At 57.6% G+C, this 21,996-nt stretch carries 26 protein-coding genes; 15 read left to right on the forward strand and 11 right to left on the reverse strand.

All coding sequences use genetic code 11. The features are described from left to right. Positions 1 to 46: 46 nt before the first annotated feature. The 4 genes from ACY8D3_RS10830 to ACY8D3_RS10845 all read right to left on the reverse strand — a co-directional run bounded on the left by ACY8D3_RS10830 (position 47) and on the right by ACY8D3_RS10845 (position 4,149). Positions 47 to 1,012, reverse strand: coding sequence for a TRAP transporter substrate-binding protein (locus tag ACY8D3_RS10830; RefSeq protein WP_462378786.1), 966 nt, complete (start codon positions 1,010 to 1,012; stop codon positions 47 to 49). Between the two features lie 56 nt (positions 1,013 to 1,068). Then, on the reverse strand, positions 1,069 to 2,091 hold the full coding sequence (locus ACY8D3_RS10835) for a Zn-dependent oxidoreductase (RefSeq protein WP_462378787.1): 1,023 nt from the start codon (positions 2,089 to 2,091) through the stop codon (positions 1,069 to 1,071). A gap of 11 nt (positions 2,092 to 2,102) precedes the next feature. Next, the gene (manD, locus tag ACY8D3_RS10840; protein WP_462378788.1) at positions 2,103 to 3,314 is read right to left on the reverse strand and encodes a D-mannonate dehydratase ManD; all 1,212 of its coding nucleotides are present in this window, start codon (positions 3,312 to 3,314) and stop codon (positions 2,103 to 2,105) included. 97 nt (positions 3,315 to 3,411) lie between these two features. Then, complete coding sequence (locus ACY8D3_RS10845; protein WP_462378789.1) at positions 3,412 to 4,149, reverse strand: GntR family transcriptional regulator; 738 nt, start codon at positions 4,147 to 4,149, stop codon at positions 3,412 to 3,414. Positions 4,150 to 4,232: 83 nt separating this feature from the next. Between ACY8D3_RS10845 and ACY8D3_RS10850 the strand changes: the two genes are divergently transcribed. Both ACY8D3_RS10850 and ACY8D3_RS10855 read left to right on the forward strand, forming a co-directional pair. Next, on the forward strand, positions 4,233 to 5,207 hold the full coding sequence (locus tag ACY8D3_RS10850) for a sugar kinase (protein ID WP_462378790.1): 975 nt from the start codon (positions 4,233 to 4,235) through the stop codon (positions 5,205 to 5,207). A gap of 243 nt (positions 5,208 to 5,450) precedes the next feature. Then, positions 5,451 to 6,671, forward strand: coding sequence for a lactonase family protein (locus tag ACY8D3_RS10855; protein ID WP_462378791.1), 1,221 nt, complete (start codon positions 5,451 to 5,453; stop codon positions 6,669 to 6,671). Positions 6,672 to 6,743: 72 nt separating this feature from the next. On the opposite strand, the gene ACY8D3_RS10860 is transcribed toward ACY8D3_RS10855, so the two are convergent. Beyond that, on the reverse strand, positions 6,744 to 6,932 hold the full coding sequence (locus ACY8D3_RS10860; protein ID WP_462378792.1) for a hypothetical protein: 189 nt from the start codon (positions 6,930 to 6,932) through the stop codon (positions 6,744 to 6,746). Between the two features lie 69 nt (positions 6,933 to 7,001). On the opposite strand from ACY8D3_RS10860, the gene ACY8D3_RS10865 reads away from it, so the two are divergent. The 3 genes from ACY8D3_RS10865 (at position 7,002) to ACY8D3_RS10875 (ending at position 8,030) form a co-directional block, all read left to right on the forward strand. After that, positions 7,002 to 7,154, forward strand: a complete 153-nt coding sequence (locus ACY8D3_RS10865; RefSeq protein WP_462378793.1) for a hypothetical protein — start codon at positions 7,002 to 7,004, stop codon at positions 7,152 to 7,154. Between the two features lie 72 nt (positions 7,155 to 7,226). Then, on the forward strand, positions 7,227 to 7,676 hold the full coding sequence (locus tag ACY8D3_RS10870) for an MFS transporter (RefSeq protein WP_462378794.1): 450 nt from the start codon (positions 7,227 to 7,229) through the stop codon (positions 7,674 to 7,676). A 132-nt stretch (positions 7,677 to 7,808) separates the two neighbouring features. Further along, on the forward strand, positions 7,809 to 8,030 hold the full coding sequence (locus ACY8D3_RS10875; protein WP_462378795.1) for a hypothetical protein: 222 nt from the start codon (positions 7,809 to 7,811) through the stop codon (positions 8,028 to 8,030). 150 nt (positions 8,031 to 8,180) lie between these two features. Here the strand turns inward: ACY8D3_RS10875 and ACY8D3_RS10880 are convergent, their stop codons facing one another. Further along, complete coding sequence (locus ACY8D3_RS10880) at positions 8,181 to 9,098, reverse strand: LysR family transcriptional regulator (protein WP_462378796.1); 918 nt, start codon at positions 9,096 to 9,098, stop codon at positions 8,181 to 8,183. A gap of 144 nt (positions 9,099 to 9,242) precedes the next feature. Between ACY8D3_RS10880 and ACY8D3_RS10885 the strand changes: the two genes are divergently transcribed. Continuing rightward, positions 9,243 to 10,439 (forward strand): MFS transporter, encoded by a 1,197-nt coding sequence (locus tag ACY8D3_RS10885; protein ID WP_462378797.1) that lies wholly within the window; start codon positions 9,243 to 9,245, stop codon positions 10,437 to 10,439. 240 nt (positions 10,440 to 10,679) lie between these two features. Here ACY8D3_RS10885 and ACY8D3_RS10890 read toward each other — a convergent pair whose 3' ends face one another. Further along, positions 10,680 to 10,871, reverse strand: a complete 192-nt coding sequence (locus tag ACY8D3_RS10890; protein ID WP_462378798.1) for a winged helix-turn-helix transcriptional regulator — start codon at positions 10,869 to 10,871, stop codon at positions 10,680 to 10,682. Positions 10,872 to 11,164: 293 nt separating this feature from the next. Between ACY8D3_RS10890 and ACY8D3_RS10895 the strand changes: the two genes are divergently transcribed. Together ACY8D3_RS10895 and ACY8D3_RS10900 are read left to right on the forward strand one after the other, a co-directional pair. Further along, on the forward strand, positions 11,165 to 11,518 hold the full coding sequence (locus tag ACY8D3_RS10895) for an MFS transporter (protein WP_462378799.1): 354 nt from the start codon (positions 11,165 to 11,167) through the stop codon (positions 11,516 to 11,518). A gap of 230 nt (positions 11,519 to 11,748) precedes the next feature. Further along, positions 11,749 to 12,174: an NUDIX hydrolase gene (locus tag ACY8D3_RS10900; RefSeq protein WP_462378800.1), complete on the forward strand. Its 426-nt coding sequence runs from the start codon at positions 11,749 to 11,751 to the stop codon at positions 12,172 to 12,174. Between the two features lie 228 nt (positions 12,175 to 12,402). Here the strand turns inward: ACY8D3_RS10900 and ACY8D3_RS10905 are convergent, their stop codons facing one another. Beyond that, complete coding sequence (locus tag ACY8D3_RS10905) at positions 12,403 to 13,035, reverse strand: LysE family translocator (RefSeq protein ID WP_462378801.1); 633 nt, start codon at positions 13,033 to 13,035, stop codon at positions 12,403 to 12,405. A gap of 281 nt (positions 13,036 to 13,316) precedes the next feature. Beyond that, positions 13,317 to 14,129 (reverse strand): alpha/beta fold hydrolase, encoded by an 813-nt coding sequence (locus ACY8D3_RS10910; RefSeq protein WP_462378802.1) that lies wholly within the window; start codon positions 14,127 to 14,129, stop codon positions 13,317 to 13,319. Positions 14,130 to 14,308: 179 nt separating this feature from the next. On the opposite strand from ACY8D3_RS10910, the gene ACY8D3_RS10915 reads away from it, so the two are divergent. Beyond that, entirely contained in the window at positions 14,309 to 14,509 is a 201-nt protein-coding gene (locus ACY8D3_RS10915; protein WP_462384345.1) for an ArsR/SmtB family transcription factor, read from the forward strand. Between the two features lie 440 nt (positions 14,510 to 14,949). On the opposite strand, the gene ACY8D3_RS10920 is transcribed toward ACY8D3_RS10915, so the two are convergent. After that, positions 14,950 to 15,240 (reverse strand): aminotransferase class IV, encoded by a 291-nt coding sequence (locus ACY8D3_RS10920; RefSeq protein ID WP_462378803.1) that lies wholly within the window; start codon positions 15,238 to 15,240, stop codon positions 14,950 to 14,952. Positions 15,241 to 15,353: 113 nt separating this feature from the next. Between ACY8D3_RS10920 and ACY8D3_RS10925 the strand changes: the two genes are divergently transcribed. Next, positions 15,354 to 15,860, forward strand: a complete 507-nt coding sequence (locus ACY8D3_RS10925; RefSeq protein WP_462378804.1) for a GNAT family N-acetyltransferase — start codon at positions 15,354 to 15,356, stop codon at positions 15,858 to 15,860. 104 nt (positions 15,861 to 15,964) lie between these two features. Continuing rightward, positions 15,965 to 16,321: a YajD family HNH nuclease gene (locus ACY8D3_RS10930; protein ID WP_462378805.1), complete on the forward strand. Its 357-nt coding sequence runs from the start codon at positions 15,965 to 15,967 to the stop codon at positions 16,319 to 16,321. Between the two features lie 174 nt (positions 16,322 to 16,495). Here ACY8D3_RS10930 and rlmE read toward each other — a convergent pair whose 3' ends face one another. After that, positions 16,496 to 17,116 (reverse strand): 23S rRNA (uridine(2552)-2'-O)-methyltransferase RlmE, encoded by a 621-nt coding sequence (rlmE, locus tag ACY8D3_RS10935; protein ID WP_462378806.1) that lies wholly within the window; start codon positions 17,114 to 17,116, stop codon positions 16,496 to 16,498. Positions 17,117 to 17,347: 231 nt separating this feature from the next. Here rlmE and ACY8D3_RS10940 point away from each other — a divergent pair, with 231 nt between their 5' ends. From ACY8D3_RS10940 to ACY8D3_RS10955, 4 genes are all read left to right on the forward strand, one after another. Next, a complete protein-coding gene (locus tag ACY8D3_RS10940; protein WP_462378807.1) occupies positions 17,348 to 18,994 on the forward strand; it encodes an NAD(P)/FAD-dependent oxidoreductase in 1,647 nt (548 codons plus the stop codon). Beyond that, on the forward strand, positions 18,994 to 19,725 hold the full coding sequence (locus ACY8D3_RS10945) for a TrmH family RNA methyltransferase (RefSeq protein WP_462378808.1): 732 nt from the start codon (positions 18,994 to 18,996) through the stop codon (positions 19,723 to 19,725). Before ACY8D3_RS10940 ends, ACY8D3_RS10945 begins: the two co-directional genes overlap by 1 nt. A 1,096-nt stretch (positions 19,726 to 20,821) precedes the next feature. Further along, entirely contained in the window at positions 20,822 to 21,256 is a 435-nt protein-coding gene (locus ACY8D3_RS10950) for a YjfI family protein (protein WP_462378809.1), read from the forward strand. Positions 21,257 to 21,276: 20 nt separating this feature from the next. Next, positions 21,277 to 21,969 carry a PspA/IM30 family protein gene (locus tag ACY8D3_RS10955; RefSeq protein WP_462378810.1) on the forward strand — a complete coding sequence of 231 codons (693 nt, stop codon included), beginning with the start codon at positions 21,277 to 21,279 and terminating at the stop codon, positions 21,967 to 21,969. The last annotated feature ends 27 nt before the right edge of the window (positions 21,970 to 21,996 follow it).

Raw genomic sequence — 21,996 nt, forward strand, 5'->3', positions numbered from 1 at the left:
AACATGGAAAAACACGCGAGACGCCAAGGGTGCGTCTCGCGTGAAATCAGAGCTTTTGAATCGCGTCGAACAGCGCGCGTTGCTCGTCCGTCAATGCTTCCATCACGGCAGGACGTGCCTTTTCAGCGAACGCCTCCGTGTCGACATCGATGAATTCCATGCCACGCTCTTTGAGAGATGTCTCGAGGCGTTGCTGATCTTCGTCAAACAGGCCGGCCTCGAAAGTCTGCATGTCCTTGGCGCCCTTGAGCACCACGTTGCGCAGGTCCTCGGGCATCCCATCGAGCTGTTTCTTCCCGATCACCACATAGATCCAGCTACGTACGTGATTGGTCCGGTTCAGGTACTTCTGAACCTCGTAGAAGCTCGCGCTTTCGATCAGGCTGAGCGGATTCTCCTGTCCGTCGATGACATTCTGCTGCAAGGCGGTGAATACCTCACCCAGTGCCATCGGCGTGGGTCGTGCACCCATGCCTTGCCAGGTATCAACGAACAGCGGAACGTTCGGAACCCGGAGCCGCAGGCCGTTGAGCTCATCGGGTTTGGTAATGGCGCGGTTTGCGGTCAGCTGGCGCGCGCCCCTCTGGAACCAGGCGATCGGTACGAGATTGGTGCGCTCGACGATCTGCGCTTCGATCTCCTTGCCTATCTCACCTTCGACGGCGCGGCGCAGATGGTCTTCATCTCGAAACGCATAAGGGACCGCCAACATTGCGGCCTTCGGCGCCCAGTTCTGCAGGCTCTCACCTGTGAGCGTCATGTCGGCCGTGCCGAGCTGGATGCTGTTGATGATGTCCATCTCGCTGCCCAGCTGCTCGCTGGGATAGAGCTGCACCTTGATACGGCCGTTGGACTCTTTCTCGACCTGCGCTTTGAAATGTTCCGCCGCCTTGTGCCAGATATTCTGTTCGTTGGCAGGATGGCCGAACTTCAGCGTGACCTCCTCCGAGAATACGGGGCCGCTGAGCAGTACGGCGGACGCGAGCGCACTGGTAAGGAACTGCTTGATCATGACTCTTCTCCTGACTTGTTCTTAGTGTTGTCGTAAGCAGGGGGGAGATGCAGGGGTTACGCGTTCATGTCGATCAACACTTTGCGCGCCTTCTCCGGATGGTTGTCGAGCATGTGGATGGCGTCAGGCATCTGTGCCAGCGGCAGCCGGTGACTGACGAGCCCCAGTGGGTCCAGACGCCCTGAAGCCATAAGGTCGATTACTTCGGGAAACTTGCGGTTATTGAGACGCGAGCCAACGAGCGTCAGCTCCTTCTTGATCACCTCCAGTTGCACCAGATCGCTTGGGTTCACGTCGAAACCAAGCAGCCCGATCCGCCCCGCCGGTGAGGCGATTCGCAGCATTTGCGGCAATAGTGCGGGTACGCAGGCGGCATCCGCGATCAGCGGAACGCCCTCTCCTCCTGTCACGGCGCGCATGGCGGCCTCGACATCTTCGGAACGGCCATTGAACGTGCGCGTGGCGCCGAATTCACGCGCCGTAGCCAGGCGCTCGTCGATCACATCGGTGACGGTGACATCCTCGATACCCAGCGCATGCGCCATCTGAAGAATCGTCAGGCCAATAAGGCCAGCGCCGAAAATGAGCAGCCGGTCGCCTGCCACGGGCTGCATGCGATCCAGCACATTGGCGGCGATGGTGTAAGGCTCGACCAGGGCAGCGGCATCGAGGCTTACATTCTCAGGAAGACGATGAGCATTGCTGGCCGGGACGTTTACGCGCTCTTCGAACCCGCCGTTACGGTGTACGCCGATAACCTGCAGCTTCGTACACACATTGGGCCGACCGATCCGGCAGGGATAACAGCTACCGCAATTGATCACGGGATCGATGCATACGCGATCGCCGATCGAGAAGCCATCGACCCCTTCTCCGAGCGCCTCGACGACGCCAGCGAACTCGTGCCCGGTGATGCGCGGGAACTGAACGAACGCATTCGAACCATGGATGATGTGCATGTCGGACCCGCAGATACCTGCATAGGCCACACGCACCAGCACCTCGCCTGGAGCGGCTTGCGGCTCCTCTACATCGGAGACGACGTAGTCCATCGGCGCCCGTACTTGAAATGCCTGCATGTCGTGCCTCCTTACCAATGCCAGAGCGTGCCGTCTTCGAGCCGGTTGACCGGCAGACTGGCGCGCTTGTAGGGATATTGTTTTGCCATCTCTTCGTCGATATCGACGCCATGCCCCGGCTGCTCTCCGACGATGAAATGACCCTCTTCGAACCGGTAGTCGTGGCTAAAGACTTCGTCAGTCACATCGGCGTGAGGCATGTGTTCCTGAATGCCGAAGTTGGGCACCCAGGTGTCGAAATGCACCGCTGCACCGAGGCAAACGGGTGAGAGATCGGTGGCACCGTGGAAGCCCGTGCGGATGTGATAGAGCGAGGCCAGGTCCGCAACACGGCGCATGTGGGTGATGCCGCCGCCATGCGAAATGGGCGTCCGGACGTAATCGATCAACTGGCTCTCTATCAGCTCGCGATAGTCGTGGATCGAATTGAACACTTCGCCGACGGCCAGCGGCGTGGTCGTGTGCTGGCGTATGAGCCGGAAGCTCGCCTGGTTTTCCGCGGGTACGCAGTCTTCCAGCCAGAACAGGTGGTAGGGCTCCACTTCCTTGCCCAGGCGAGCAGCCTCGATCGGCGTCAGCCGGTGATGCACGTCATGAAGGATATGCAGATCGTCACCGAACCGTTCGCGTACCGCCGCGAATAGTTTCGGCACGTGATTCAGGTATTTCTCTGTGCTCCAGACATGCTCGGCTGGCAGCTCGGCATCAGCGGGCTCGTACCGCTCGCCTTCGCGTTTGGCAACGCCATAGATGGTCGGGATACCCGGCACGCCGGCTTGCACGCGAACCGCACGGTATCCGAGCTTGACGTGCCTATCGACCTCTTCCAGGCAGCTCTCGATATCCTTGCCGGTACAATGGGCGTACGTCATGACGCGCTCACGGCTCTTGCCGCCAAGCAGCTGATACAACGGCAGGCCTGCCACCTTGGCCTTGATATCCCAAAGCGCCACGTCCACCGCCGAGATCGCGGCCATGGTGACCGGCCCGCGGCGCCAATAGGCACCGCGATACAGGTATTGCCAGATATCCTCGATACGGCTTGCATCGCGACCGATCAACGCGGGTAGCACGTGCTCCTCGAGATAGGCAACGACAGACATTTCGCGACCGTTGAGGGTCGCATCGCCGATGCCATAGGTACCCGACTCGGTGACGATCTTCAGCGTCACGAAATTTCGTCCTGGCGAGCTGACGATCAAATAGGCGTCGCTGATCTTCATACCTGTTCCTTTCTGGTCATGGATGCGCTGTGAGCAGAGGTAAAGGGGGCTTTCCGGTCAGGCGCTGAGCGCTACAAGCCCTGTCGAGGCGCTGGGTTCATCCGGAGATACGCCTACGGCTGCGCGTCGTGCTGCCTTGCGTTTCGAACATCGTCGGAAAGCGTTCCACCAGACTGGGTAGCGAATTGAGGATCTCGCGCACGTGGACTTGCATGAGATTGCGCGCAGCATCGCTATCGCGCTTGGCGACAGCGCCGAGAATTCCGGCGTGCTGCTCGATCAGCTTGGGGATTGAGGTCGTATCGGGCAGGCTCAGGTAGCGCACCCGATCCAGTTGAGCCTTTACTTCCAGGGTGACGCGCCACGCCGAATCATGCCCTGCGCCAAGTGATAGCGTCCGATGGAAAGCTTCGTCGAGCTGGTAGAAACGGTCGTGATCATCGGGACCAATGCAGCGCTTTTGGCGCTCGATCAGATCGTACAGATCGTCCAGCACGTCATTTCCAAGCCCCTGCTCGGCAGCGGAGCAGACGACCGCGACTTCGACAGCTTCGCGCACGAATCGCGCTTCCATGACGGCTGCGTGGGAGATCGGGACGACGTAGGTCCCGCGTTGTGGGCGAATTTCCACAAGCCCTGCCTCCGACAGCCGAATGAAGGCCTCGCGTACCGGCTGGCGGCTTACAGAAAAAGTATCCGCAATCTCCTGCTCCGACAGTGCCTGCCCGGGCGCTAGCGTCATACGAATGATGGATTGCCGGAGAACATCGAACAGCCGCTGCCGAACGTTTGTTTCGGATTGCTCATCCCATAAGGCGGTCAGTGAAGGGGTCACGGCGAAGTGCCTCTTGTATTCTTGTATAACTAGTATGGTAGTTGCTACATTTCGACCATGTCAATCCATAAGAGGACACGGCCATGACCGCGTCTACTGCTCATATCCTCTCGTTCGGTGAAGCCATGGCCCTGTTCGTGGCCGACGAGACAGGTCCGCTAGCCGAGGTAGGCTCATTTCATCGACGCCTGGCCGGCGCTGACAACAATGTCGCTATCGGGCTTTCGCGCTTGGGATTCCCTGTGAAATGGCTAAGCCGCGTGGGCCGCGACAGCCTCGGCAGCTATGTGCGGAAGACGTTGGAGGCAGAGTGCGTGAACTGCGCCTACCTTATCGAGGACGCCACGCACCCTACCGGGCTCATGTTCAAGGCACGTGCGCTCGAGGGAGCGGATCCGGCGGTGGAGTACTATCGCCGCGGGAGCGCAGCCAGCCATATGACCTCAGGTGACGCCGATGACGGCGCCTTGAGCGGTATCCGTCATCTGCACGCTACCGGTATCACGCCAGCGCTGTCCGCCGGATGCCGTGAGCTTTCAGCACATCTCATGAAGGAAGCACGCCAACGAGGCGCCAGCATTTCATTCGATCCCAACCTCCGGCCGAGCCTGTGGCCGAGCGAGGCTGAAATGCGCGAAACGCTGAATGCACTGGCTATACAAGCCGACTGGGTGATGCCAGGGCTGTCTGAAGGGCGCCTGCTTACCGGACGTGAATCTCCTGCTGATATCGCTGCCTTTTATCTCGACCAGGGTGTTCGCGCGGTGATCATCAAGCTGGGCCCGGAGGGTAGCTTTTATCGCGGCGTATTGAATGGTGAAGACGAGCATTTCACCGTACCGGGTTTCAGCGTCGAGAACGTGGTCGACACTGTTGGTGCGGGCGATGCCTTCGCCGTGGGCGTCATCAGCGCCCTACTCGATGGGCTCCCTGCCCGCGCAGCTGTTCGACGGGGGAACCTGCTCGGTGCGCAGGCCGTTCAAGTAGTGGGCGACATGGAAGGTCTACCTAGCCGAAAGGAGTTGATGGCGCTGGACGCGGTACACACTGCGGAATAACCCGTCGCAGAGATGTGCTGACGCTAAGCCCATCAGCAGTATTTCGTTCCTTGTTCAGCATGTTCGGACACTTCATAAAGCCGGAGGAACGCATCACTCACCTACGGCTTTCAATGCGCGCTTCCATATGACCGAGGCAAAAAAATGGATGACAATCAAATCACAAGCATAAAAACATCTTCTGATTTCATCACAGCGCGACGCTCGCTTTTGAAGGCGGCGGCGACAGTAGGACTCGTAGCAATGGCGCCCAATGTACTTGGCAATGGCGCGCAGGCTTCCCCAAAAGGCAACTCAGGCCGCTATATCTACGTAGGGACTTACACCGCGCCACATACGGCTCCGGGTGGAACTGAAGCCAGCAAGGCAAAGGGCATTTATGTTTACCGCATCGACCCTGGAAGCGGAGACCTGACGCCGATAAAAGTAATCGAAGCCGAAAACCCATCGTTTTTGGCGCTCGATCCCACGATGAGCTATCTGTACTGCGTAAATGAGCTGGGATCAGATGATGCAGGCACCCCGCTAGGCCGGGTAAGTGCCTACCGCGTCGATCAGTCGAGCGGCAAGCTCACCTTCCTCAATTCCCGATCAACCAAAGGGTCGTGGCCGTGCCATTGCTCAGTGCACCCTTCCGGGAAATACCTGTTTGCCGCCAACTACGGGACTGGCGATTTTGCTGTGTATCCTACATTGCAAGACGGCGGTATCGGCGAACTCAGCGGGCTATACCGAACCTCGATAACAAGCACGGGTGCAGACCCGGTCCGCCAGGAAGGCCCCCATGCCCACATGATTCTCACAAACCCCGGTGGACAGCATGTCTTCGGGGTAGATATGGGCTCGGACCAGATCCTTATCTGGGATTTCGATCTGGATACGGGCAAGCTGACGCCTAATACCGTTCCATTCGCCACCGTGCCCTCCGGCGCAGGATGCCGTCATATGGCGTTCGATCCAAAAGACAGGTTCGCCTATGTGCTCAACGAACTCTCATCAACGATAGACACCTTCAGGTTCGATGCGGCGCGCGGTGCCTTCATCTGGACGCATTCGATCTCAACGGTGCCCGAAGATGGTCCATTCGAGCGCCCGGCATTCGACCCATCGAACCCTGGTAACGTCCCGGCAGGCACCAACACAACGGCCGAGATCCGTATCCATCCAACAGGCCGTTGGCTCTACGCAACGAACCGAGGGATGGACAGCGTAGCCATGTTCGAGGTCGATTCGGAGAAAGGAATACTGAGCTCCATTGGGTGGGTGTCTAGCCACGGCGCGATACCTCGCGGCATGAACCTCGACCCGTCTGGAACGTTCATGTATGTCGGAAACCAGAACTCTGACCTCATCGCCGTATTCAAGGTCGAGGCAAGAAGCGGAAAACTTCAAGGCCCTATCCATACCGTCGACAGCCCCGTGCCTGTCGACTTCGCCTTTGGCCCCGAAATAAAGGCGCCGTGACGCGGCTCATGCAGTGATAAGGGCAACGGTAGCGGACGCGCTGACGTCCGTTACCGCCCGTTTAGCGGTTGATCAGGCCGATAGATAGATCTCTCCCCTCAACGTCGGCTGAATAAGAGCGCGACGCTCAGCACCGAACTCGCCAAGCAATGCTATCGACAGGGCCTGGACGGCCTCCTCTTGCTGCTGGACAGCCAGCGCGCGGCGTTTGAAGCACAGAACACCCAGGTCGATACCACGCTGCAGCTTGGCTTGTGCCAAATCCACCTATTCCGCAGCCTGGGTGTCGACTGGGCCTCACCCAGTCGCGCGAAAATAGGAGCGCATCCGATGGAGCGTAGCCGTTGGTTAGTGCTGGGCGCGATTTCCACTGCATTGCTGTTGATTGTCATAGACATGACGGTGCTTTACACGGCTCTGCCTGCCCTGACGCTTGCCCTTCAGGCGACACAGTCGGAAAAGCTCTGGATCGTTAACATGTAATCGCTGGTCTGCGCCGGTTTGCTGCTGGGCATGGGGGCGTTAGGCCACCGCCTTGGGCACAAGTGGCTATTCATGGGCGGCCTCGTCGTGTTTGGTATCGCATCGCTCAAGGCGGCCTACTCCCGCGCACCCGCAAAACTCATCGCCTCATGCGCGCTGCTGGCGGTAGGCGCCGCGATGATGATGCCTTCAACGCTCTCGATCATTCGGCTTACCTTCGACGATGAACGAGAATGCTCCGTGGCCATCGGCATCCGGGCGGCAGTCGCCGCTGGCGGCGCCGCTCTGGGGCCTGCCATTGGTGGTCTACTGCTCAAGTATTACTGGTGGGGCTCGGTGTTCCTGATCAACGTCCCCGTCGTCGTGGTCGCCTTGCTGCTGGCCATATGGCTGATTCCGACACAGCCAGGCAATCCGGATCGTCCCTGGGAACCTGCCAGGGTCGCTTCAGGCAATGGTATGCCTAATCGCCTTCGCGTACGGCCTGAAAGAGTTCAGGCAAGCGGGATGTATCCTGGATAGCAGCGCTGGCAGCGTTCGGCATTTGCGCAGCGTTCGCCGTCCTCTTCGAAAAAAGACAGCGCATGCGGCCCTATCCCCTCCTAGACTTCGCGCTCTTGCGCTGTCGCCCTTTCTCGACCGCGGGTGGCCGCATTGATCGCCGCAGCCTCCCCGATGGGCATGGAGCTCGTATTCACCCAGCGCCTGCAACTGGTCGCAGCACTCACCCCTCTGGAGGCAGGCCTGTTCATTCTTCCACTTCCACTAGCAGCCTTCGTCGCGGGCCCATTGGCGGGTTACCCCTTGTCCAGACTCGTCGCGCGAACGCTGCTCACCACCGCGCTTCTGATGTCGGCAATTGGCATGGCGGCATAACTAATCATCCACGACGCCGCCCGGCCGTACCATATAACCGTGCTGATCGTGCTCGGGTTAGGGCTCGGCGCGACGATGACCGCAGCTTCCAGCGCGATCATGCAGAATGTACTTTTCCCACTCGGTAAGTCGCCCGCGCCGCCATCGCATTCAATTCGTGGCTGCCCCTAATGCCACAGCTTGCTTTGGGAATAGCTCATCAACCATGAAGTCGATAAACACACGAAGCTTCGGCGCAAGATACTTGCTGGATGGCCAGAGCAGTCGGAAAGTGCCTTCATGCTCAATGTGCGTTTCGAGCACGCAATTCAGCTCGCCACGCACAAGCGCTTCTCGCACCATGAAATCTGGGAGGCAGGCGATACCCAGTCCTGCAATAGCCACATCCATCAGGGCTGCGGTTGTGTTGCACACCATTGAAACGGGAAGTGCTAATTCCGGGTCGCCCTCGGATCGCCTCAATGGCCAGGTTTCGAACTTTCCGGTGCTGGGAAACTTGTGCTGCAAACAAACGTGGTGCGACAGGTCGGCGGGAGTCTCGGGTGTCCCATGAGCTTCCAAGTAATCAGGTGAAGCAACGAGTTGCAGGCGATAGCGACCAAGCGGACGGGACATGAGGCGTGAATCGGCTGGTTCGCCGGTTCGCATCACAACGTCAAAGCCGTCCTCTATTACATCGACCAGCCGGTCAGTGAAATCGACATCTAACTCGATAGCGGGATAGCGGCGCATAAACGCGGTCAGTGCAGGCATTACCAACGTCCCAACCAAAGGTAAGCTGATGCGAAGTCTTCCTTTGGGAGCTTGCTGTGACTCAGACAACTCCAACTCAGCCGCCTCAATTTCGCTCAGAATTCGCCGGGAGCGTTCCAGGAACAACGCTCCCTCCGCAGTTAAGGTGATGCTCCGTGTACTTCGGTGAAACAAGCGCACACCCAGTCGCTCCTCCAGCCTGGATACGCTTTTTCCTACCGCAGAGGATGACATGCCAAGCACGCGCCCAGCCTCGGAAAAGCTACGTGTGTCTGCTGCCTGCACGAAAAACAGGATGCCGTTAAGCGACTCCATCGCAGCCCTGCCTTAAGAAAATAAGTCCGATATCTTCGGAACATTAGCCTGATTATCTTATATCGAAGTGTCTTCAAGATACCTGCCCATACCCATCACATCCGGATTGGCGCATTTCGCGCCTCGGCATCCAATAGGCAGGCTATGGCAAATCTAGCGAATACCCCCCGCGCCGGTGCGCAAGGCGAATCCCTTCCTATCGCATCACTACTAGCTTTGGCGCTAGCTGGCTTCGTAACAATCCTAACGGAAGCACTGCCGGCGGGCTTATTGCCCCAGATCAGCGCAGGCCTAAGGGTTTCCGAGGCGTTTGCCGGCCAGTTGGTCACCATCTATGCGATCGGCTCATTGGCGGCGGCAATCCCACTGACTGCTGCAACTCAGCGGATACGCCGGCGCCCGCTGTTGCTGATGGCGATTGCCGGGTTTGTAGTTGCCAATACCGTAACCACGTTCTCCGGTAGCTATGTAGTGACCATGAGTGCCCGTTTCCTGGCAGGCGTTTCTGCCGGACTACTCTGGGCGCTTCTTGCCGGCTATGCGGCGCGTATGGTGGCGGAACATCAGAGGGGCCGCGCAATTGCTATCGCTATGGTCGGTACGCCGTTGGCATTGTCGCTGGGCGTGCCAGCTGGAACATTGCTTGGCGACCTTGTGGGCTGGCGGACGGTATTCGGGATCATGAGTGGCCTAGCAGTGGTACTGACAGTATGGGTGTGTATCAAGGTTCCAGATTTTGAGGGGCAGCCAACCGGCAAGCGGCTGTCATTGGGCTCTGTCTTCACGATGGGCGGTGTTCGTCCGATCCTGCTAGTGGTGCTTGCATTCGTATTAGCGCATAACATCCTGTACACCTACATCGCCCCGTTCCTGGCGATGGCAAGCATGGCCGAGCGAACAGACCTGGTTTTGCTGACATTCGGGGCCTCGTCCCTGCTCGGCATCTGGATCGTCGGTGTATTGATTGACTGTCACCTACGTTCTCTGTCGCTTACCAGCACAGCTCTGTTCGGCCTAGCGGCATTGGCGCTAGGAGTAGCGGCTGATACACCAATAGTTGTTTATGCAGCCATTGCTGCCTGGGGGCTCGCGTTCGGCGGCGCAGCAACGCTGTTTCAAACCGCGATAGCCAAGACCGCAGGCGAAGCCGCCGACATCGCGCAGTCAATGCTCGTAACTGCTTGGAACGTAGCGATCGCGGGAGGCGGAATCTTAGGGGGAGTCCTGCTGGATCGCTTTGGTGTCGCTGCGTTCACGCCTGCACTCCTGACTTTGTTAGCAGCCGCTCTGGTCGTGATATGGACAGCCAGAACGCACGGCTTTCCTCCGGTGCAGCGATAGACGCATGTAGTTCCCATATGTTTTCAGTTGCTGCGGTAATTACTAAACGGAACGCAACGAAGCCCTCATGCCGATTGGGGCAAGCCGGACAGACCTTATGTGACCTTCCGCACGACAGTCATGTCCGGTTTCAATGTAGAGCCATCCTTGGCCACCGACGTCATCAGAGGTATCGGCATGTCAGTGCGCCTATCGATCAGTTCAAAGTTGTTACCCGCGCTTGAAAAGATGCTGCTCTCCCTACTGGCGCAGGGCTACGACGACCGGAAACAGAGTCTCGCCCTGCGGCGTCAGCGTGTACTCCTGATATGCGGAGCCATCGGAAGCGTCGCGTGTTTGAAAAAAACCCGAATCGACGAATTTGCGTAAATGGTCGGACAGAATATTGCGTGCCATGCCCAGGCTACGTTGGAAGTCGCTGAAACGTCGCATGCCATCGAACGCCTCTCACACGATCAGCAGAGACCAGCGGTCACCAACCAGATTGACTGCGCGGGCAACGGGACACGGGACACGGTTCGTCTTTGACGGATGGGTTACGTGCCATGAGCCCTCCAAGATTCTGATTGCATTTAAAACCAGCGATCCTAGCCTTCAATTGGTTTTCAAATAAAACCATCTTTTGGATTGGTGGGTGTAGTCGGCGCATTGGTCGCTATGCGCGCTGGATATCGGGCGAGGCGCGCCTATGCGGAGCGTACGAGCGCCGGAGCGCCGGAGCGCTTGTGCTGCTGTTACTGGCTTGGTGGCCTCTATCATTGCTGGAATGGTCAATTTGGCCGTTATTGATAGGGATTGTGCTGCTCGATCTGGGCGGTCAGGCGCTGCACGTTACCAACCAAAGCCTGATACTTCGCATTCGCTCCGAGGCCAGCAGCCGGCTCGTTGGTCTGTACATGTTGTTCTATGCAGTAGGCAGCGGGCTGGGGGCAATCAGCACAACCGTTACCTACGCCCATGCCGGTTGGGAGGGCGTTTGTATACTGGGCGCCGCGGTCAGCTTGCTAGCGCTATTGCTTTGGTGCGCGACGCAAAAGCTACTCGTCTCGAGAGCGAAGCGAGAGGCGTTTACCGAGTGAATTGGAAAGGAAACGGGGCGACGAAGTACATCCTGCCGGTGACTAAGCTAAGCCGTGGGCGGCAGAATCCAATATCTGCCGATAGCAGCCATCCGAGACCGGCTACTTCCGGCCAGAAGCCGTTACTGCCTATCAGGTGCTGCGCAGCGGTACCCGTTGTCACTTCAATTGCCTTCGAAGCCGCTTCGCTGCAAGCTAACGCACCTTCTTAGTACGCTGGAACTTGTAAAGTGACACAGATCATTCGTATCGCAGCAGCGGTCATCATCAATGACCAAGGGCAGATGCTAGTCGTACGTAAGCGTGGTACTTCAGCTTTCATGCAGCCCGGTGGAAAGATAGATAGCAGCGAGGAACCGATGGACGCTCTCGTGCGTGAGCTACGCGAAGAGCTAGGTCTAGTCATCGATCCGAATGCCGTGTTGTTTATCGGCAACTATCGAGCGCCTGCCGCCAATGAGCCAGGTTTCAGCGTCGATTGCGAGCTGTATCAGGTAGCATTGAAGTCGGAAGATATCGTTATTCCAGCCGCTGAGATCGATGAGGCTCTATGGATCTCCTTATTGGAATTTTGCGATATAGAGTTAGCGCCACTAACACGCGATGTGATCCTGCCGTTGATTAATCGTGGCGCCCTATTGAAGATAGATCAGTAGCTGCTAATAAAAATGTGAAACAGTCGCCCTAGCAACAGCACACCATTTACCATGGCAGATATAGACGAAAGCAGCGACCAGCAGCCGGAAAACATCGGCTATTGCTGAAATCTCGTGCCCGCCACATTAAGGTAACGGTACGGAAATATCATAACTTTTTACGCAAGGGACTATGTCCCAGTGCTTGCCTAACGAAAGCCCTGCCCAGCTTATCAATATGGTTCTCCCCTATCGCCTTGCTTCGGTTGCCATGTTTGCGGCAAGACCGGCAAGCACCGTTCCCATCACCCAGCGCTGAATCACTGCGAAGCAAGGGCGCCGGGTGAGAAGGAATGCAATCGACGATGCTGACACCACAATCAAGGCATTTACAATCACACTGATAACGATCTGGGCGGCTCCTAGCGTTAACGATTGAGCCAATATATCTCCATTGGATGTATCTATGAATTGCGGCAACAAGGACAGGTACATAATGGCAATCTTTGGATTTAGCAGATTGGTTATAAAACCCATCAAAAACAGCTTTCGTGGCTCGTCCTTCGTGAGTGTTCTCACCTCGAAGGGCGACCGGCCGCCTGGCCGCACGGCCTGCCAAGCAAGCCACAGCAAATAGCAAGCGCCGACGAAGCGAACAGCGTCATAGGCAAAGGGTATAGCGAGCACCAGAGCGGTAATCCCCATTACTGCGCACAGCATGTAGAACACAAAGCCCAACGCAACGCCTCCAAGCGATATCAGACCTGCACGCCTGCCTTGGCAGATCGATCGCGAGATCAGATAGATCATGTTTGGACCAGGGGTCAGAACCATTCCCAGCGCAATTACTGCGAAGGCTAGTAGGTTGTTGAGTTCCGGCATCTAAGACTCCTGGGGAACGACTATGGGAAAATCGAAAACGTCGTTGCCCGAATCTCGAGACCCAAGCATTCATCGAGATAGTTGGCAAGGATCAATTTTCTCGAATTGGTAAAGGAACCCAACCCAAATCTAACTTCTAAGCTGTCTTCGAAACTGAACCAGGCCTTCGACTTGTGTACCGCTCTGCATGGGGGCAACGAGTCGATACGGTGCCAGCGGTATTAGTTAACCGAGGCGCTAGCATATGAAAACCTCATCCACCGAACGACTGTCGAATTTAATCACCCAATTGTCCTGAGTACAGCGGCCACAATAGCCTCTGGACAGTCCTCCTGGACAAGATGACCAGCGTTCTCAATTACCGTACAGTTTCCCCCAGAAATGCGCATAGCAAGTTCTTTCCCTTTTTCGAAAGGGATCCAGTCGTCCTGGCGCCCCCAAAGGACGCTTACGGGGCAGTCCAAGCTACCAAGTAACGGCTCAATCTCATCTGTGTAGCACTGATTCATTTGGCTAATTTGGCGATAGAACGCAGGTTGGCCAATAGGCCCTAGCCAAGGTGCGCTATATATTTCGAGCGCCGACTCAGATAGCTGAGCATGGGCCGCCGTTTGCAGATATGCCCTCAAAAGTGCACGGTGCATGTAGTCAGGCATGCCGGCAAACGCTTCTTCATGCTGCCGTACGTGCTGAACCAGTGGCGAGCCCCAGGGCGCCAACGCAACCGCATCGAATATGGTGAGAGACGCGTACTCGAGGTTGTTAAGGTAATAGCCTCGCAGCGCCGTTGCCCCGCCGAAGTCATGGGCCAATACGTCAGGGCGCTTTAACCCCCATTCCTGGCACAAGCCGTATAGGACTCTATTCTGTACTCCCAGCGATACGTCTTGCCCTTCACGTTGTTCAGACTGGCCGTAACCTAACAAATCGAAGTAGTAAACCGTTCGACGATCGGCAAGATGCGGTACGACTCTACGCCATACCTGCGAAGAGAACGGCGTTCCATGGATTGCAACAAGAGAAGGGCCCTGACCCAGTTTTCCCCAACGGATGGCACTTCCTTCGACGACGGTGACATTCGGCAAATTTAACATGTCATCACCCACATATTGTCATTTAGCTAAATGACAATATGATGTGACGCATGAATAGATCAAGACAAATCACAGCAATGGCCAGCGACCAGCGCTTGAAGATCCTTCAGCTGCTTGCTACGCCCTTGGAGGAGTTTGGCCATCAATGGTCGGCCGACCCTACGGAGTTTGGCGTTTGCATGTCGCTGATAGCAGACGCACTCAACATTGCCCAGCCTACAGTCAGCAGACACTTGGCGATCCTACGCGAAGCTGGGTTTATCACGGTCAAAAGGCACATGAAATGGTCGTACTGCAAACGTGATGAGGAAGCTATTGCAGATTATCTGAGATGGTTGAGCGAGCACCTATCTGTCAAATACAGAGCGACCAATACCTAGGGGGCGTCACCGTTCCAACTGCCGAATGCGCCAGTCGAGATTAGCTGAAGCCGGTCGAGAGCGGCCACTCACGAACGTCCGCTTTCGGGCCGTAAGCTGCCGGTACTGGCGATGGAGCGTGCCTGGCCTAGATCAACTATGGACACCGGGGCGTTATCGTAGAGCCAGCAGATGCCTGAGCAGAGCTTTAGGGCATGGCGAGCGCAGGCTCGGCCTGATAAGCGCTGTGAAGCAGCCCCATGAAAGCCAGCGATTCTGGAACTGAGCTTGGTCCGATAGCCGTTACCGGCATTCCCGTTGTCTCCACGAATTCATAATCGCGGCTTCGGAAAATTTGGCCAGGTTTTGTGCTTTTACTTCTTCGTGCCGCTGCGGAATGCCCGCGAACCTAAGCTGGCGTTGGTGCATTCCCATCATGGTGCCTGCAAGCATTTCTGCTTTTAGCCAGACGACTGTGCGTGCATTCCAAAAACCAGATTCCAGATAGTCCCCTCGCTCAACCTTCCTTTCCGATCGGTGAACACGGCGTCATCGAAGCCCTGCTCAACAAAGCGGTGTAGGTGGTAAGTTTTTGCGCCCTCACCAACGTGCTTGACTGTCGGCAGGAATCTTTCGTGCGCCACGATGCTTAATCGGAGCGGGCCTGACGGGCCGTCCGAGGGTGGCCCCGTTCGGATTAATATCGAAGGCTGAACGTTCATGCTCTTCGATATCGCAGTAGAAAGATACATGCAGTGGCCATACGGTAACCGTAACGAAGAAGCTATAGCAGGTTACTACGGTAGCTAGCGGAGTCTCCTTAGAAGCGTCGCTGCTTTGATTAAATTAAATAACGGAGAGCATCATGGTCGAGTTGCTACCTTGGTCGCAGGTGTCCATCGACGCACAGATCAAGGTGCGGGCCCTGACAATTTCTGCCGCGCAGGAGGAGTATGCCGGGTCCACAGAGGCTGCTATTGCGCAGTACGAGGAGAGCCAACGTGACGAGCTCGAGTGTCTAGTGATCCTGTTCATTGGGCAGCCTGCGGGGCTATTTTTATTGAAACGTGGCGGACGTGCACCGAACTGGGCTGCGCCCGGATGCATCGTCATCACAGCACTGCGCATCGCGCAGGCGCTCCAGGGCCGGGGAGTAGGAAGCGCGGCGTTACGCGAAGTCCGCCCATGGGTCCGATCGCATTGGCCCGACTCGACGTGCATTTCGCTGGCTGTCGATGAAGAAAACCTTGCAGCAATTCACGCCTATACAAAGGCCGGCTGGGTCGATCAGGGCGTGCGCGAGCGAGGCCGAATCGGGTGGGTTCGGTATATGAGCGTTCCTCTCCTGTCTGACGAGACACTAAGTATCTGAGCAGCAAGCTAGAATCCCGCAAACAATAAGGTTCATATAACGCACCTACGTTAACGAATGCGCTAGTCTTCCCTTACGCCGCCTGACACTAGGTTAACTCCGCCATGCCGACAGATACTTCGAAGCTAGATCGCCTCATTGCCGAAACCCAGCGCGAGCGGGAGCGGGGTTATCGGGAGAAGGCGCTCAAAATGTACCCGCACGTCTGCGGGCGGTGCGGCCGTGAGTTTTCAGGCAAGCGGCTCAGTGAGCTGACGGTTCATCACCGGGACCATAACCACGACAACAATCCGCAGGATGGCTCGAACTGGGAGCTGCTGTGCCTCTACTGCCACGATAACGAGCACAGCCGATATACCGACCAGCAGTATTTTTCGGAAGGCTCGCTGGGAACACCTTCCGTGGCCAAAGCCACCCACAATCCGTTCGCCGAGCTAGGCAAGATGCTAAAGAAGGATTGAGAGGATTTCTCAATCAACCGTGAGCGGCTTGCAGCCCATAGCAAGTCGACATCCGGTCACAGTTTGCTACCCGCCTTCAGCTGCGAGGAACTGAAGAATTGGGCGGCATTTGCGCGATGGGAAAATAAGAAGGGCGATCGAATGATCGCCCTTCTTTGGAGATATAAGTCTGACTCAGCCTTTGAAGCCTTTGCCCACCAGGTAGACTTCCCTTGACCGAGGGCGCGAGGCCTCGGGTTTGCGAATGAACACCTTCTCGAATGAGGTGCGCACGTCCTTCAAAAACTCATCCGAGCCCTCGCCCTGGAAAACCTTGACCGCGTAGTTTCCGCCCGGCTTGAGCACGCGCCGGACCATGTCGAGCGTCAGTTCGACGAGGTACATGGACGCGGCCTGGTCCGCTGCAGCTACGCCACTGATGTTTGGCGCGATGTCGGACACGATAAGATCGGGTTGCCGGCCATCGAGCTGGTTCAGAAGCTGCTGGAAGACGCCATCGTCCGTGAAGTCGCCCTGGATGAAATCGACATTATCGAGGCCATCCATTGGCAGGATGTCGGTGGCGATCACCCTACCCTTGTCGCCAACAATCTTGCCCGCAACCTGCGACCAGCCGCCCGGCGCGGAACCAAGGTCCATGACGAGCATGCCCGGACGGATGAGTTTGTCCTTCTCGTTGAGTTCGATCAGCTTGTAACTGGAGCGCGAGCGGAGGCCGTCTTTCTGGGCGCGTTTGACGAACGGGTCGTTGACGTGTTCATCCAGCCAACGACGGCTGCTTTTGGATCGTTTCATGTTTGGAGCCAACCACAAAAATCGGGTGAGCCCAGAACGCAACTTTGCACTCCGGGGTACGAATTGGCGGCGATTATAAGCTGATATCGCCTGTTCACGGGCAGCTAACACCCACAGCCCCGACGGGCCGCCTCCGGCGTGTCCTGACAGGTTCGCTGGCGGCGAGTACAATTCGCCGCCTACCGCCTTCCCTACCCTTCCTTTGCCGGAGTCACCGGCCAGGACGCTCTCATGATTCGCATCAACGAACTCTCTCTGCCCCTGGATCATTCTGCCGATGAACTGCGCCAGGCCATCGTCAAGCGCCTAGATATTCGCGACGCGGACCTGCTGAACTTCACGGTCTTCAAGCGCAGCTACGATGCGCGCAAGAAGAACAGCGTCATCCTGTTCATCTACATCATCGATCTGGAAGTACGCGACGAAGCCAAGGTCCTGGCGCGCTTCGCCAACGATCTGCATGTGCGCCCTGCGCCGGATACCCGCTACTACCCTGTGGGCGAGGCACCGGCGAACCTCGAAGAGCGTCCCTTGGTGATTGGCTTTGGCCCCTGCGGCCTGTTTGCCGCCTTGTTGCTTGCACAGATGGGGTTCAAGCCCATCGTGTTGGAGCGCGGCAAGAACGTCCGCAGCCGCACGAAGGACACCTGGGCCCTGTGGCGAAAGAAAGTGCTGAGCCCGGAATCCAATGTGCAGTTCGGTGAAGGCGGCGCCGGCCTGTTCTCGGACGGCAAGCTGTACAGCCAGATCAAGGACCCGAAGTTCTATGCGCGCAAGGTCATGCACGAGTTCGTTCGTGCGGGCGCGCCCGAAGAAATCATGTACGTCAGCAAACCGCATATCGGGACATTTCGCCTCACGGGTGTCGTGGCGGCGATGCGGGAAGAGATCATTGCGCTCGGCGGTGAAGTACGTTTTGAAAGCAAGGTGACGGACCTTGTGATCGACAACGGTCAGCTCGAAGGCGTGGTGCTGGCAAATGGCGAAACGCTCCGTAGCCGCCACGTCGTGCTCGCGCTGGGCCACAGCTCGCGTGACACCTTCCGCATGCTCCATCGCCAGGGGGTGCACATCGAAGCCAAGCCCTTTGCGATTGGTTTCCGTATCGAGCATCCGCAAGGCATGATCGATCAGGCCCGTCTGGGCAAATATGCAGGTCACCCGGAACTGGGCGCGGCGGACTACAAGCTCGTTCACCATGCGAAGAATGGGCGCGCTGTCTACAGCTTCTGCATGTGCCCTGGTGGCACGGTGGTCGCGGCCACGTCCGAGCCGGGCCGCGTCGTGACCAACGGCATGAGCCAGTACTCTCGCAACGAGCGCAACGCGAACTCCGGTATCGTGGTAGGCATCAATCCCGAGCAGGACTTCCCGGGCGACGTATTGGCCGGCGTTGAACTGCAGGAGCAACTGGAATCGCGCGCCTATGAGCTGGGTGGTCGCGATTATTGCGCGCCCGCGCAGCTGGTTGGCGACTTCATCCGCGGCGTGCCGTCGAGCGAGTTCGGCGAAGTGGAGCCCTCCTACAAGCCTGGCGTGCGCCTTGGGGACCTCGCGACTTCCCTACCAGAGTACGCGATCGAAGCGATTCGCGAAGCGCTTCCGGCCTTCGGTAAGCAGATCCGTGGGTTCGACCGCGACGATGCGATCCTGACAGGTATCGAGACACGCACCTCCTCTCCCGTGCGTATCACGCGCCATCCTGAAACCTACCAAAGCCTGAATATTCGCGGTCTCTATCCGGCCGGTGAAGGTGCAGGCTATGCCGGCGGGATCCTTTCCGCAGGTGTGGATGGCATCAAGGTGGCCGAGGCGTTAGCCAAATCGCTGCTGTCTGAAACGGATGCCGCCGTCGAGCCGTCCCGGGCCGCCAGCTGATGAAATTCGATGACATCAAGAAACTCCACCAAAAGAAGTACCGAGCCGAGTTCGGTCACTTCTTGGTGGAGGGCGAGCATCTGGTGCTGGAACTGCAAAAAGCGGCCGAGCAGAACCCGCAGCTCCGGCGCTCGGAGCTGTATGTCACCGATACCCATGCAAAATGGGAAAGTCCATTCACGACACACTTGATCAGCGATCGCCAGATGGCGCAGATCGCCGACACCAAAACGCCACAGGGCATCATCGCGCTCGTGCCGATGCCAGACACGGTAGCGGATACCTCCGGTACGGAGCGTGCGGTGTACCTGCATGAGATTCAGGACCCGGGCAACCTCGGCACCATCCTGCGTACGCTGGCGTGGTTCGGCGGCTTTCGCTGCCTGTTGAGCCCAGGCAGCGTCGACCCTTACAACCCCAAGGTCGTCCGCGCGAGCATGGGCGCAATCTTCCATGCGCCTCTGGAGTTGGACGTACCGCTTGAGTCTTTAGCCGATCGCTTCGCGCGCATCGCCTGCCTGGATATGCAGGGCGAAGCGCTTTACTCGACGCGCTTCGGCGCCTTTGATTGTTACCTGTTCGGCAACGAAGCACGCGGTGTGCCCCGTGACCAATTGGGCGCGCTCAACGCACAGCCTTTTACAATCCCCGGTCGTGGCGCCATCGAGTCATTGAACCTGGCCGCGACGGTCAACATGTGTGCCTATGAGCTGAGCCGCTCGCGACTCTAGCGTCGCGCACATGGGCGCGACGGCGTGATGTGAACAGAAGCCCCGCTCTTCCTGACTACCGCCTACACGCGACTGACTAATCGTGTGCGCGCAAATGGTCACCAAGGCCCAAGGCCCCTTCGATCGCTTGTAGCTCATCGACATCTAGCGTCTTGGACACGCGCTGCACGTTCATGGTGGAGGTGATCGGGTTATCTACACGCGGAGGTGTCCACTGCGTGTGCCTTGTTCTTCGCTTCCGTTGCACAGAGGACTCGGGAACGAGGCTCTCATCGAGGCACCGCTGACGAAGCGTGCTGCTTGATAGGCTGTAGCAGCCACGTCCAGAAGATAGCGCTCTCGCGCCACAGGTTCTGCGGCCATCTGGGTCCTCGACAGACACGCAGCCGAGCGAACCGATTGCATGGCCGAGCGCTTCGGCCAGGGGCTCCGAGTGCGCGCCCTGCGACACGAATAGGGCCATCAGGCAAAGGAGGCCGACAACACGCTTTAGAAACACTGCTCCGCGAAGCAGCCTGATCCGCGGGTGTCCGCGATAATCCTGACGATGGGCATTCATCTGTTTAGCTTACGCAACATTGGCTGTCATCGAAGTTCAAGATGGCGCCGCCGCATTAAACCGTGATGTCCCCCAGATGACGCTTCGATTGCGCTGTACGCATACCGCGCTCACAGACCAGGGACCTATTCGGCTGGCACTCGCCCAGGCCCGGCGTGTCACATGCTGTGCATGCAGGAGCAGAAGCGCCTTAATACAGAATGTTTTTTCCAACCAGGCAGAGCGCTATGGCACGCCAGGGGGACCGCAAATATGAAAGCTGGGTATCCAGGTGGGCTCGTTCAGACGATGCTCGAGATAGCGATCTCGATTGGAAGGAGGCGCATGCCCTGCTCTGCACATCCAGGCAATGGGCAGACACTACCGGCCTCGTAGTGAAATCTGCAAACAGCACCCTCAACGCATGAGATCCGTATCGCAAGTTCGTAACGTTTGGGATGGCATATAGCTATACGGCTCCGCCATCATGTCTGGCCGCGCACCGCTTCAGCATGGTCAATGTCCAATCAGGGCAACCGAATCCAATAGGAGAATCACATGTCAGATAGCAGCCCGTGGACACTCGAAACGCTGCACAGGGCACTCTCCAAGCATGAGCTTGTAGCCAGCGGCAAAGCCCGGCTTGAACTGACACTCGGCGACGCGGCCAGCCTGCGGGTCACCATGTCTGACTATGGTGACCTACCTGTTTATATTGCCGTACATGGCGATCAGGTCATGGTCGATGCCTCATTGGTGCCCTGCAGCACGGTGAAGAACGTCCACGAGTTCAATGCGATGGTTCTGCGCACCCGTGACCTATTCCCTTTGTCGTCTGTTGGTATCGAGACAATCGGCGGGGAAGAGGTCTATTCGATGTTTGGTGCGCTTAGCTCAATCTCACCGCTTGCCGCGATCGTTCAGGAGATTGAGACCCTTTCGGAAAATGTCCTTCGCGCTGCTGAAGCGTTCGAAGACCACTTCAACGCGTGAAAGCTGCAAGGAACGAATCCATGAGCATTTTGAAGAAAATCATCACCGCAATCCGCGGCGGCGCCTCGGAAGCGGGCGAAGCCATTGTCGACGCCAACGCTATCCGTATCCTGGAGCAAGAGATGCGGGACGCAGACAAGGCCCTCCTGGCTGCACGTAACGGCCTTATCGATATCAAAGGGAAGCAGAAAGTCTCTCTCCAGCGGCTGGAAGGATTGCAGAACGACATTGCCAACTGGGAAGGAAAGGCAACAGCGGCGTTAAGCAAGGGTGAAGAGAGCCTGGCGCTCGAATGCGCCAACAAGATCGCCGAGCTCGAGAGCCAACGGGATTCTGAACAGGCCCAGGCTGCGGCATTCAACCAGCACGCCAACGCTCTTCACGCTCAGGTCACTAAGGCCGAGGCGCAACTCAAAGGCCTGAAACAGCAGATCGAGATGGCGAAGGCTCGCGACGTCGTACAGAAAGCCCGTCTGGCCACTGCCAGTGCGACCGGCGGTGCGAATGGAAAGGTTGAGTCCGCCCTGGACAGCCTCTCCCGTCTCCGCCAGCGCCAGGATGAACAGGATGCCCGCATGGAGGCCGCCGAAGAGTTGCAGGCGGCGTCGAACGGTGGTGACCTGGAGCGTCGCTTGCAAGAAGCTGGCATAGGCGCGACCAACAGCAATGGCGCCGATGTGCTTGCACGCTTGAAAGCCAAACAGACTCAATGAGTTCCCGCAGGGCGACCGTTCTCGCCC

Source organism: Pseudomonas sp. Marseille-QA0892, from assembly GCF_054950135.1.

Bases quoted from the DNA above. Each gene is read 5' to 3' on its own strand.
- ACY8D3_RS10945 (WP_462378808.1), top strand. From the start codon at position 18,994: ATGAAATTCGATGACATCAAGAAACTCCACCAAAAGAAGTACCGAGCC.
- ACY8D3_RS10955 (WP_462378810.1), top strand. From the start codon at position 21,277: ATGAGCATTTTGAAGAAAATCATCACCGCAATCCGCGGCGGCGCCTCG.
- ACY8D3_RS10890 (WP_462378798.1), bottom strand. From the start codon at position 10,871: ATGCGACGTTTCAGCGACTTCCAACGTAGCCTGGGCATGGCACGCAAT.
- ACY8D3_RS10870 (WP_462378794.1), top strand. From the start codon at position 7,227: ATGGGCGGCCTCGTCGTGTTTGGTATCGCATCGCTCAAGGCGGCCTAC.
- ACY8D3_RS10835 (WP_462378787.1), bottom strand. From the start codon at position 2,091: ATGCAGGCATTTCAAGTACGGGCGCCGATGGACTACGTCGTCTCCGAT.
- ACY8D3_RS10885 (WP_462378797.1), top strand. From the start codon at position 9,243: ATGGCAAATCTAGCGAATACCCCCCGCGCCGGTGCGCAAGGCGAATCC.
- ACY8D3_RS10920 (WP_462378803.1), bottom strand. From the start codon at position 15,240: ATGTATCTTTCTACTGCGATATCGAAGAGCATGAACGTTCAGCCTTCG.
- ACY8D3_RS10925 (WP_462378804.1), top strand. From the start codon at position 15,354: ATGGTCGAGTTGCTACCTTGGTCGCAGGTGTCCATCGACGCACAGATC.
- ACY8D3_RS10830 (WP_462378786.1), bottom strand. From the start codon at position 1,012: ATGATCAAGCAGTTCCTTACCAGTGCGCTCGCGTCCGCCGTACTGCTC.
- manD (WP_462378788.1), bottom strand. From the start codon at position 3,314: ATGAAGATCAGCGACGCCTATTTGATCGTCAGCTCGCCAGGACGAAAT.
- ACY8D3_RS10855 (WP_462378791.1), top strand. From the start codon at position 5,451: ATGGCGCCCAATGTACTTGGCAATGGCGCGCAGGCTTCCCCAAAAGGC.
- ACY8D3_RS10950 (WP_462378809.1), top strand. From the start codon at position 20,822: ATGTCAGATAGCAGCCCGTGGACACTCGAAACGCTGCACAGGGCACTC.
- ACY8D3_RS10910 (WP_462378802.1), bottom strand. From the start codon at position 14,129: ATGTTAAATTTGCCGAATGTCACCGTCGTCGAAGGAAGTGCCATCCGT.
- ACY8D3_RS10850 (WP_462378790.1), top strand. From the start codon at position 4,233: ATGACCGCGTCTACTGCTCATATCCTCTCGTTCGGTGAAGCCATGGCC.
- ACY8D3_RS10915 (WP_462384345.1), top strand. From the start codon at position 14,309: ATGTCGCTGATAGCAGACGCACTCAACATTGCCCAGCCTACAGTCAGC.
- ACY8D3_RS10880 (WP_462378796.1), bottom strand. From the start codon at position 9,098: ATGGAGTCGCTTAACGGCATCCTGTTTTTCGTGCAGGCAGCAGACACA.
- ACY8D3_RS10940 (WP_462378807.1), top strand. From the start codon at position 17,348: ATGATTCGCATCAACGAACTCTCTCTGCCCCTGGATCATTCTGCCGAT.
- ACY8D3_RS10905 (WP_462378801.1), bottom strand. From the start codon at position 13,035: ATGCCGGAACTCAACAACCTACTAGCCTTCGCAGTAATTGCGCTGGGA.
- rlmE (WP_462378806.1), bottom strand. From the start codon at position 17,116: ATGAAACGATCCAAAAGCAGCCGTCGTTGGCTGGATGAACACGTCAAC.
- ACY8D3_RS10865 (WP_462378793.1), top strand. From the start codon at position 7,002: ATGGAGCGTAGCCGTTGGTTAGTGCTGGGCGCGATTTCCACTGCATTG.
- ACY8D3_RS10930 (WP_462378805.1), top strand. From the start codon at position 15,965: ATGCCGACAGATACTTCGAAGCTAGATCGCCTCATTGCCGAAACCCAG.